The organism is Vibrio xiamenensis, assembly GCF_900100015.1.
GTDB lineage: Bacteria > Pseudomonadota > Gammaproteobacteria > Enterobacterales > Vibrionaceae > Vibrio > Vibrio xiamenensis.
The window spans coordinates 25,122-36,251 of record NZ_FNDD01000030.1 but is presented as its reverse complement, the minus strand read 5'-3'; the positions used below and the strand labels follow the sequence as shown (position 1 = coordinate 36,251).

Annotated in this window: 7 protein-coding genes; 2 read left to right on the top strand and 5 right to left on the bottom strand. The window is 40.7% G+C overall.

What is annotated here, in order from left to right; genetic code table 11:
* Positions 1–306: 306 nt before the first annotated feature.
* Complete coding sequence (locus BLS03_RS19710) at positions 307–1,293, bottom strand: OmpA family protein (RefSeq protein WP_176765644.1); 987 nt, start codon at positions 1,291–1,293, stop codon at positions 307–309.
* A gap of 148 nt (positions 1,294–1,441) precedes the next feature.
* Between BLS03_RS19710 and BLS03_RS19705 the strand changes: the two genes are divergently transcribed.
* The gene (locus BLS03_RS19705) at positions 1,442–2,206 is read left to right on the top strand and encodes a hypothetical protein (RefSeq protein ID WP_176765643.1); all 765 of its coding nucleotides are present in this window, start codon (positions 1,442–1,444) and stop codon (positions 2,204–2,206) included.
* Here BLS03_RS19705 and BLS03_RS25475 read toward each other — a convergent pair.
* The 4 genes from BLS03_RS25475 to traD form a co-directional block, all read right to left on the bottom strand.
* Positions 2,134–2,796 carry a hypothetical protein gene (locus BLS03_RS25475; protein ID WP_143015661.1) on the bottom strand — a complete coding sequence of 221 codons (663 nt, stop codon included), beginning with the start codon at positions 2,794–2,796 and terminating at the stop codon, positions 2,134–2,136. The two genes, BLS03_RS19705 and BLS03_RS25475, sit on opposite strands and share 73 nt — an antisense overlap.
* Positions 2,786–4,141: a hypothetical protein gene (locus tag BLS03_RS19700; protein WP_093278090.1), complete on the bottom strand. Its 1,356-nt coding sequence runs from the start codon at positions 4,139–4,141 to the stop codon at positions 2,786–2,788. The genes BLS03_RS25475 and BLS03_RS19700 overlap by 11 nt, the downstream gene beginning before the upstream one ends.
* A gap of 92 nt (positions 4,142–4,233) precedes the next feature.
* Positions 4,234–4,935, bottom strand: coding sequence for an IncC plasmid conjugative DNA transfer DtrJ family protein (locus BLS03_RS19695; protein WP_176765642.1), 702 nt, complete (start codon positions 4,933–4,935; stop codon positions 4,234–4,236).
* 14 nt (positions 4,936–4,949) lie between these two features.
* Positions 4,950–7,136 carry a type IV conjugative transfer system coupling protein TraD gene (gene traD, locus BLS03_RS19690; protein ID WP_093278086.1) on the bottom strand — a complete coding sequence of 729 codons (2,187 nt, stop codon included), beginning with the start codon at positions 7,134–7,136 and terminating at the stop codon, positions 4,950–4,952.
* A gap of 2,024 nt (positions 7,137–9,160) precedes the next feature.
* On the opposite strand from traD, the gene BLS03_RS19685 reads away from it, so the two are divergent.
* Positions 9,161–11,128: a hypothetical protein gene (locus BLS03_RS19685; RefSeq protein ID WP_093278084.1), complete on the top strand. Its 1,968-nt coding sequence runs from the start codon at positions 9,161–9,163 to the stop codon at positions 11,126–11,128.
* Positions 11,129–11,130: the final 2 nt, after the last annotated feature.

The following is an 11,130-nucleotide window of genomic DNA, read 5'->3' as shown; positions in this document are numbered from 1 at the left end:
TTACCCACTGGGTAACTTTTTAGACGGTGCAGCAATATTACCCACTGGGTAACTTTTTAGACGGTGCAGCAATATTACCCACTGGGTAACTTTTTTAGATGGTACGGCAATGTTACCCACTGGGTAACTTTTTTTAGACGGTGAGACAATGTTACCCACTGGGTAACTTTTTAGACGGTGCGACAATGTTACCCACTGGGTAACTTTTTAGACGGTGCGGCAATGTTACCCACTGGGTAACTTATCAAATTTATGGTGTGGTATAGATACAAAAAAGCCGCATTGCTTAGCGGCTTTAATTTCAATTCAATAGTGCAACACCTTAATTTCTACTCTTCGGTTTTGCTGGCGTCCTTCGGGCGTTGTGTTATCTGCGACAGGTTGAGTTTCACCGACTCCATTTGATGTAATCAAATTTGAATCTATGCCATTGGCAATTAGAAATAATGATACTTGCTGTGCACGTTTTTCTGATAGTAGAAGATTGTCTGGCTCAGAACCAATGCTGTCTGTGTGACCAATAATCTCGATTGACTCAATATTTAACTTATTAATTAAGTTCAAAAGCCGGTTCAATTGTTCGGTATCTCGTAGTGCAAATGCCCCTGAATCAAAAAGCTGTGATCCGTTCGCATCTGAAATTTCGTAGATAGATTCTGTCACGACAGTGGATTCATTCGGGTAAAAATCAGTTGTAGGACGAGGTTTACTTTTGATGTTACGCGTTAGTTTTGAAGGTTGATTTCCAATGTTGAAGAAATACTTGAATCCAACAAGTACATTTCCAGATTCATTGCTTCCGACACCATATGATATGTCCTCATCATTAAAGTAACGATATGACAAAGTTAACTCAGACTTTTCGAATCTGACATACCCACCAGCTTCTAATGACCAACCGGTAACATTACCGTCAGCCAATACTGACTGTTCCGAGTTTATTTCAGCATGATATAAGCCTGGACGCACGAATGCGCCAACTCCATTTCTTGGTGTGGTTCTGAATGCAACACCAAAATCGTACACATGAGTTTTGAAGGTATCTTCTAATGAGCCATCACGATGATTAGCATCAGAAGGCCTGAAATATGAAGCTTCAAGATTTACATTTAGAGTGAGTTCATAACCCAATTTGAAACCAAAAGCATAACCTTTGTTGTCGCACTCTGCGGTGCACTCACCAAAGTTGGTCGTTGAGCCCATTTCTAAACCAACATAAATCGTGTCAGTAACGGAATTAGCGAATGAGAAAGGTGATAGTAGTATGAGCGAAGTAAGTAAAGTACGTTTCATTTGGAAGCCTTGCAGTAGATGATTTTCAAAGCATATAAAATGAAACCGTCTATAACGATCGCGTGAGATTTTGTTTGGGCGGCACAATAGACACTGGTTGATAACATTGGAACAATGTAAGCCAGTTCCAATAATCAAGTCATAAATAATGCAACATCTTGAAAATCTTATCACCGCGCTTCCAAACCAATTGGCCGATGAAAATATTAGAATCCAACTAATGTTAGCAGTCAGCGACAATAGCATTAACTTGCAGTCATTTCGGGAGACTCAAGCTCACCGCAATAATGTAATCGCGTTTAAAAGTCGCGAGCGCTCTATTGGTGATAGATACAATCGTGTTGTAAAGCAGATAGTAAAATTGTCACCATATTACCGACAACTGGAGCAAAGAAATGAAGCGGAGACGATTAGTTGGGTGTTTAAGCAGTTTATGGCTACACCTACCAAATCACATTCCATATGGCTCACTCTCGCAAATTTCTTGCCCCAAAAATATGGCTTCATCAAAGAAGTACATTCTAACTTCTCCAGCTGCATTGATATCAAAGCACACGATAAACAGAAAAAGTTAGAAGCTTCATTAGAAAAGTGGGGAATCAGGTTGGATGATTTAAATCTCTCAGGTAAGCAATTGTTCGGCTTGGCTCAAAAACCGGTCCTATATATCAATAAGAATTATCATGGTGAACTAAGGGCAGCAATCAAAGCGGCCAGAAAATCGTTCTTGCCGGTGAACAATCTTCAAACTATTGCGGACGTACTTCGAATTCCGCATGAAGTAGTAGTGAAGTACGTCGATAGCGAGGGTAGGGGATTACCAATGTGTATTGCAGCTGACTATTTCAATTGTCGCCTTGAAACTAAAAAGAGTACTACCTTCAGTGAAAATATTAACGCAACCATCAATTGAAAGCTCAAACGTGAAAGAATGTTGAAGGCATTCACTTTAGGCAAGATCTCTATTACTTCACTTTTAGAAAAAACCAAGTCGTTGTGATATTTACTTTCTACCATGAAGGCCTCATCGGAAACTTCCTTTAAGTAAAGGCGGTCAAACACAGGTAAATGAAGCCCGGTGCCTACCAGCGGCCTTAACACGATTTCATCGTTTCCTTCGGTCCATATACCGGTATGATGAAAATAGATTTCATCTATTGTCCCTTCAGTTAAATATGTTCCATTTACCGCCAGTCTCAACGACAAACTTACGTCTGTAGATAGGGTACCTTTAGCGGTTGGTATAGCTACTGCGGAATCAAGGTAGTACTTACCCGGACTAACTTGTTCGTAAGCATTATGTATCGGCGAGCTCAACTTATTAAATTCAGGTAGCTGAGCATGTAGAAACTCGACTCGAGATTTGTATGACATATACTCGCCAGCGAGACTACTTAGCCCAACAATCAAGATTGAAGCAAACACCATATCGGTCCATTTGATTCTGTCCAGCAGTCTAAATAGACCATCATGCAGACTTTCTAGATGTACCTTATATTCCACCAGCCACCGCCTTTTTTATCAGGTTAACTTTAGACTCCGTTAAAGTAACTGGGTGTCGATCGTGAAGGTCCGTAACCAAACTTTTAAGCTTCCCACTCTTCTCGAAACGCTCCAGTGTGTTTGCCAATTTGAATTGCTTATTTCTGCGATCGATTACTAAAAGGTGTTCTTGATTGGGTACAACCACAGGATAAATCGTATATCCCGACTGTACGTCAGACCATCTCATTGTTTTCAAAGAACCAATGTTGATAGCAGATATACGGTTTTCCGCGTAATCAACTAAGCGCTCAAATGTAGGCGGTAGAGGTGACACATTGATAGCAATCCGTTTGGCTTCAAAAAATTCTCGCTCCATATTCAGCGTCTTATACGTTTCCTGACTATCCAAAATTTGTTGGCTTAATCCGCTAAGTGCCAGAAATATCAAGGATTGATGCTTGTCGAAATTTTGCACAACACGCAAAGTCTCAATCTTCTTTAGTTCTTGCCCAGCTTCCAAATACAGTTGTGCGTCCAGCATTTCTTGGATTTCCGAGAAGTCGTTTGATTTACGGATATCATGAATTGCAGTTACGGTTTTTGAAACTGTCTCATCATTTAGCTCAACAAATGAATGCTTCAATGTATCTAACGCATTAGCGTCCATATTTAAATTAGCAGTAGGGGAGGGACCTTCAAAAGCATTAACTTGTACTATGGTGATCGTTTTTTCATCAAAATTAAGCTGGTAGTCTATTCGATAGATTTCACCTATCTCCATCTCGTAGTAGGCCAGCTGATCTGATACGTGAAGATTAAAGCCTAGAGAAGAGAGTGTACTCGGCACCTTAAATTCCGGGTTATACACAACATCAACCAACGCATACACATCAACTAGTTCGCCAACACTGACCAGACGCTGAGAGATTCCCAGCTTTCGAAGGTTCTCATCTTTTAATAATGAGCTAGCTAATTCGTAAGTCGTGTAGAGCTCACCTTTAGAATCAAGCAATCCAAGAGCAGAATAAACCGCGGTCTTGTCGATGTTATCCTTTGTTTGACTCAGTAAGTGATTGCCATATTCCTTGAGATCTGTAGTCGGCTGCATCGCTGAGCTATCTGATTTGATTTCTCGGCAAATACGATATGGCCCAGACTCGCCGCAGTCTGAGAATACGTCATTTGGATAAGCCACCGTCATCATGCCAGCGAAATATAGGTGAGCAGGAGACAAGTCAAAACCTTGCTCTGTCATCTCACCAGCAAATCGATATAAAACATCAAACTGTGTTAGCGTACTAGCGACTAGATTTGCAGACATTAAAGAGCAAGATAGTGCTATACAGGTTGAATTGAATTTCATTGAGTTCTCCCCCTTGATGTCGAAACATACCATTCTGTATTGGCACGAAGTATTAGGTGGGAAAGAAATAGGGCGGCAAAGCCGCCATAACTCTAGAATACTTTTTCGAAGTACTCTGACGCGTACCTGATAGATACATAAAGCAGTATTGACGTTGGCAAAATAACGTACAGCGGGTGCATAACTGTAGGGGAGGTAAGATAGATAAACCAAGGCCAACTCATAGAAGGCATGATCATCCTTTTTGCTAGGTTAAACCTCCGAGAGGATTCAGCGCCTAAGTTTGCTTTACGGATCTCTCGTTTAGTGACGCCGATACTGAGCGCATTGATAATCACAAACAAAAAGATAGGGAAAGATAGCAATAGCACTACCGAGCGCAAGATGAGGATTGAAAGCACGAATACCACCGACAATATCAAATCATCCAGTAGCGTAAAGAAACCATCACCACCTAAATTGGCGCCAAGGTTAAACCACTCGAAGAGCCTAAAGATAAACGAGCTCATCGAATCAGTGAAAAACTGCATTATTGTGTATGGTGTAAATCCAAAACCACTATGGTCATTATCGAAGTCGTTCTTCATGTACTCGACTTCAGACAAGTAGACGTTCAAGCTATGCTGAGCTCCCGATTCTGGATAGATGAAAACAATCAGGAACCACTCAATCAATACACTCAATATCACGGAGAATACCGCGACCCTAACGAATAGCTCAAAGATTCTAACAATAAGAAACTTCTTGCCCTCTTCAGTATCGACCTTTTTTGCTTCTTTCTTTTGCTTAGACACGTTACCTACCATCCTCAATGCACAACATTTTCTAACGCAATATCATCTTTACCTTTGTAACCGGCGGTCCAATCGAAATCGACTTGCTTCCACCACTCTCCGCTGTCCGAAGATTTCCTATATCGCTCGTTCATTTCCTTAACGAGTTTGCTTTGCTTAAGTGCGGCAAACTTACAGTTCCGATCGTCTATATATGGGAAGCGAACTTTGTCTAGTCTCGAGCCGTTATGAAGAACAAACGCTTGGCCCTTAGGAAGGTTGATAATTGTAGAGGTAGTAATGAGAGGTACCGGCTTAACTGTCACGCGGTCTTCATTCTTCGCAGTAAATTCAGTGCTACTGATGGTTGTTGCACCAGATACTGCAGTCCTTTCTATGATATTCACCTCACCAAGCTGATCTGTCAGGTATTCAGCAGTGGATGGTGTTTTAACTCGCATCATTATCAAAGTGTTGAAGTTAGCCAAAATGACTTCCGACTTATCCTTACCAACTTTGGCATCCAAATCGAATCTACTTTGTGTATAGCAAGTCATCTTCACGCCAGCACCACCAGCCTTGTTCACCAATGGTAAGAACTCATCACCACACAGTTCGTTAAATTCGTCTGCATGGATATATACCGAAGTCTTCTTATCAGCATCCGCGAGCGGTAGGCCATGGCTATCACCAAACTTATAGATCTCACCAGCCGTAGAAAGTAGGTCAGCAAACATAGTATTACCAACTGCGGAAGCGACTGCAGTATCTTGCATGGCGTCCAAACCAACATAGACCACAGCCTTTTCACGAAGGATCTGCGACCAGCTAATAATCGGTCGATTGTCTTGAAGGTCGTTGTAATCTGGCGCAATTAGCTCCGCGACTTTACCTGATGTCAATTTCTCTAGAAGAGGCAAAAGTGACGCGGTTATCTTTGAGAAGTATGTTGAATCGTAGTGAGTAACGCAGTGCTTAAGGTTATTCAGGTTCTTTAGCAATGTACGGATATGAGTTTGCTGCTGTATTTCGGAATGCTCTTGAAGGTACTGATACAATGCATAACCTTCCGGGCGTAACGCAGCTAAAGCTTTGTCGTGTTGTGGCGGCTTATGATCATTCACCATGAGTTGAATTTCCGACCGCCAGTTCGATAGGGTAGGGACCTTGTTTTCTAATGTAGTCAAAACATGCTTGGCCAACTCAATGAAAAGCTTCTCCATATCCTGGATGTACTCATTGAGTGACACAAAGTTAACACCGCGGTTCATGGAAAATAATGCATTACTGATGATATTGATAAACCGCCACACAAATTCAGCAAATGCGGCGCCATCTCCACTGGTATTGAGTTGTCCTGCTACTCGCGTTGCACATTCTGAAACACGGTTGAAGTCAGCAACACCATTGTACCTTGCCGATATAGATGGGAAACCAAGGTGGAAAACGTAGAATTTTCGGCCTTGCCGTTTAGCTTCAATATGCGCACGAGCAAATAAATCGCCATCACCCTTAGGATCAAATACGACAACCGCAGCTTCAAACTCTTCAGGGTTTTTGATATCCCGCCTAGCGATGTCTTGAGCAATCAACACTTCTGCAGTGCGAGTTTTACCTACTCGCGTTGTCCCAAGTACTAGTGTATGGCCGTTGCGCTCATCAACTTCTTGATAGATATCTTTTTCGTTGACCTCAATGCCATGAATGGCAGCTAAACCACCTAGATCCATATGTGGCCGAACTGGATTGAACTTACTATTGCTCGACGTTACCTTGGCAATAGCCTTGCGAAGTGGATGTATACCAGATTGAAAGAAACTGAGTTGCTGAGTGAATTCCGCTATTCGCTCATTATTTCTTGCCCAATCAACAACCAAGGGTAATTCAAACGCGTCGATTTTATTCTGTGTATCGTGAAGCATTTGTGTGTGTTGCTTCTTCCACGTAAATCCGGTCCCGAGCCACAAGGCCTTATTCGTGCGAGGAATTTGGTCTGAGGAAATACTGTAAGCTCTTGGCGATCTCAAGTTCTTATGGAACTTGCGCACCTTGTTTCCCTTGTAGAGCTCGAGCAATGCACAGCAATAACCTATACCAGCTGCAGGGTAGGCGATAGCTGATGGAAGCATCCAAGGTGCATGAGCCAAAATTGTGGAAGTAGAAAACAAAGTCACCGAGTTATAAAACTCGTATGCAGGCCTAAAGTAATTCTGTGGATGCATGGCTTAATCAATCAATTGTGGTGGCGTGAGTATATGAAAGGGAATAAGAAATGAACGCTGTGACAGTCACTAATTGGGTGGCATGCTTTGATAAGCATATAATTCCGAACGTTAACGACCCCGATTCAATAGAAATTGGACACAGAATTCCGACTACTCTTCTTAGTACGTACCTGAATTTGAGCCCTGAGTTCAATAAAAACGTGCAATTGCCTTGGGCAACGAGATTTATCCTACATTGTTCTTACGCCATTCTGGTCCGAACCTAAATTCAATAAAAGCAATCAATCACCTTGCTTTGTTGTGTTTTAATGGTTTTGTAGGCATATAGATTTGTAAGAACCCCCTTACACTCAACTTGTTAAAGGTACAAGATTGAACCACTTGGAACACTGAAAAGACGGAAATAGTCTATTTTTCGATCTCCCCACAATAAACATTGCTGAAAATCACCAATTGAACTTAGCAGGATAGGCCTTGTTCAATGGTGGATTTAGTAATTGAACCTAACAGCGCAGGCCTTGTGTGGCGGGGGATTTACCAATTGAACTTAGCTGTGCAGACCTTGTGTTAGTGGATTTACCAATTGAACTTAACGGCGCAGGCCTGTGTGGCGGGGGATTTACCAATTGAACTTAGCAGTTCAGACCTTGTGCAATGGTGGGTTTACCAATTGAACTTAGCAGCATAGGCCTTGTGCAATGGTGAACTTACCAATTGAACTTAGCAGTGCAGGCCTTGTGCAATGGTAGATTTACCAATTGAACTTAACGGCGCAGGCCTGTGTGGCGGGGGATTTACCAATTGAACTTAGCAGTACAGGCCCTATGTGGCGGTGGGTTTACCAATTGAACTTAGCAGTGCAGGCCTTGTGCAATGGTAGATTTACCAATTGAACTTAACGGCGCAGGCCTTGTGTGTCGGTAGATTTACCAATTGAACTTAGCAGTGCAAACCTTGTGTAATGGTAGATTTACCAATTGAACTTAACGGCGCAGGCCTTGTGTGTCGGTAGATTTACCAATTGAACTTAGCAGTGCAAACCTTGTGTAATGGTAGATTTACCAATTGAACTTAACGACGCAGGCCCTGTGTGGCGGGGGATTTACCAACTGAACTTAGCAGTGCAGGCCTTGTGCAATGGTGGATTTACCAATTGAACTTAGCAGCGCAAACCTTGTGTAATGGTGGATTTACCAATTGAACCTAGCAGAGCAGACCTTGTGTAATGGTGGATTTACCAATTGAACTTAGCAGCGTAGCCCTTGTGTGGCGGTGGATTTACCAATTGAACTTAACGCCGCAGGCCTTGTGCAATAGTGAATTTACCAACTGAACTTAGCAATAAATAATGTTACACAGTGGGTAATGTCTTATGTGCCTTAAGCATCATGATAGTTGTAGAGGACACACCATATGAAAAGCTCTACAGTACTAATACATGCAAAAACAAGCTTTTACCAATTGAACTTAACACCGGCAGATAAACTCAAGAATACGACACTAAGGCTGTCTAAATGAGCGGCATAGTAAATAATCTTTGATAATCATTACTTTATCTACTTTCAACGAAACCAATCAAATACCTTGGGTTGTGGAATTTGCTCGATCATGATCACATAAACCTAGAACTTAAGATTTTTACTCGGAAAAACCAGTGAAAAGGCTCAAATATCACAAAAAATGATCTTTTTCTGTGGATAACTTGTTCATCTACCATGATCATGCTTCTGTATTTTCATGATCATGCTTCTGAACACATGGTGATCATGCTTCTGTGAATTGAATGATCATGCTTTCGACAAATACCAATTGAATTTTGATTTAAAAAAAATACAAACATTTAATTTCAGTGAGTTAGAAAGCCAAAGATAAAAAAGCTTAACTCGGATCAGCTTTAACATGATTGATCAAAAGATCAGAAAAAAAACAAAAAAGATCTTATTTTTTGATTAAAAAAGAACTTGAAACAAGCGAATACCTTGGCATAGACTGTATTGGTAACTATGTGAATGGACCCTAAAATGTCTTCGAGACCATTGAACTCAACGCTAATTTACGTTGAGAATGAGCAATCTAGGAAAACGCTCGAATATTTAGTAGAAGTATCGAAAAACGAATCTAGCAAAGAGATCTACCGGACGATCATAAACCTTTCGACTATAGCTAACGATAACTACGTTAGTTTTAACGAAGTCGTCGAAAGTGTAGACGTTGGTAAAATTAGTGTCCGTTACCGCTTTAAAGAACTAAAAGAACATTCACTCGTTGATGTAGCTAGTGGCCGTTCTGTTTTTGGTGATGCCGCAAGTAATCGTCTCGAAGTACTTTCAGTAGTACCAATTGGTAAAGCTGATTTTACTAAATTTCAAAAAGGTACTAAAAAGTTAGTAAATGGTCGTAAATCGTCGAAAGTTATCGCGAAAAGACTAAGTGACACTAATACCCCCATTCCTGAGGGGTACCGTGACAACACCATTCACAATGCCTACCAATTCCCGATACCTAATGAGTTCTCTAATGTCATTGCGCCGGGAAACACTATCGTCACTAGAAAAGAGTATTTGTCACCAACAACGGATGGTTCTAAAAAACTCAATTTTGCTCAAGGTGTTTATGGGATCATCAATGACAATGACAAGCTTACACTCAACGTATTGTATCAGCTGACAATAAGCTATATCCAGACGCTACCTAACCATATTCGTGACAACATCGATACTTCAATGAAAGTACCGATCTGGGTAGAGGATATTATGAAGTTGCGTGGCTTCAAAGATACCACTGAGAATAGGGAAGAGGTGTCGCATAGTGTTTTGCGTATTCACGAAACGCTCTACAAAATTTACGCCGGTAATGTAAAGCTCGATGAACTCGATGAATCCCACGATTCAAACGTACTATTCCGCTTTTTGTCCGGTATGCAGGTATTGTCGAAGAACAGCGATGGTCCATCAGACAACGCTTCAGATTTTGATGCCAAAAATAGTGACGTGTCATCGATGCTTAAACGTGATTGGGGATCTGATTTCCCTTTTTCGTGCATAAGCATCACCTGGAACCCCGATTTCTATAAACGATTGTTTTTCGGTAAGTTTGTTTTTTCCTCTAACATATTGGTTAACCAATTAACGGGAACAATCTATAACTTATATTCAACGATTCGTCTGGATTACTTTTCTAATAATAAAGTTCTTTTCAAAGATAGAAGTGAGGTGACATTGTCACTGTTTGAATTGACGTATTTTGTGTGGCCAAATGAAGAAAGTGACGTTATTAGAGAAATTGCAAAAAGTATTATAATCGAGTTAAAGTCTCTTCACCGAAACAAAACAGAGTTTTTGGATTACATTTCCATCAAGGCCGGTCAAGATTGTTCTATCATTGATGCAAATTTGTTTGGCATAAAATTGGAAATGCATATTCCTAGATTAGATTCTCCTCGCTTAGCAAATAACTTACAATCTCCAGTACATATCAAAGTACATGAGCAGGAGCTTATTGAATCTGCAGGTGGTTCTTACAAGGCAAATAGTACCAATAAACCACTCATAGCATCTCCTTTAGAAGGCTTACTTGACCTCACAGAACAAGGGCAATTAAAAGTAAATAGAAGGGTTTTACCAAAATCAGCTAAGCTGCTGCAGTCTAAATTCAAAAATGTAAAGCATGGAAAATACGTTACTCAGTTCGAGGTTGGTGGTCAAAAAATATTGTTCTCTTTGTATAATGACAATGAGGAAAGGCAAGATATTATTAAACTAGTTTCTTTACTATCTAAATCGGACCAGTCGGTCGTAGAGCTATTATTATCTACGTATTCTAGAAAATTATCTATGATGGACGATTTTTCCTATGATCGAATAAAAGAGATTTCCGATGAACTGAAAACTCCCAAAAATGAGCTGATTCTATATTTACAGCCTCGACTAAAATATACGGATAGAATTCTAGCTGATGATATGAAGGAATTGAAAGACTACTTTAAGTAATA

Coding starts and splice junctions, on each gene's coding strand:
- BLS03_RS19710 (WP_176765644.1), bottom strand. CDS start 1,293: ATGAAACGTACTTTACTTACTTCGCTCATACTACTATCACCTTTCTCA.
- BLS03_RS19705 (WP_176765643.1), top strand. CDS start 1,442: ATGCAACATCTTGAAAATCTTATCACCGCGCTTCCAAACCAATTGGCC.
- BLS03_RS19700 (WP_093278090.1), bottom strand. CDS start 4,141: ATGAAATTCAATTCAACCTGTATAGCACTATCTTGCTCTTTAATGTCT.
- traD (WP_093278086.1), bottom strand. CDS start 7,136: ATGCATCCACAGAATTACTTTAGGCCTGCATACGAGTTTTATAACTCG.
- BLS03_RS19685 (WP_093278084.1), top strand. CDS start 9,161: ATGTCTTCGAGACCATTGAACTCAACGCTAATTTACGTTGAGAATGAG.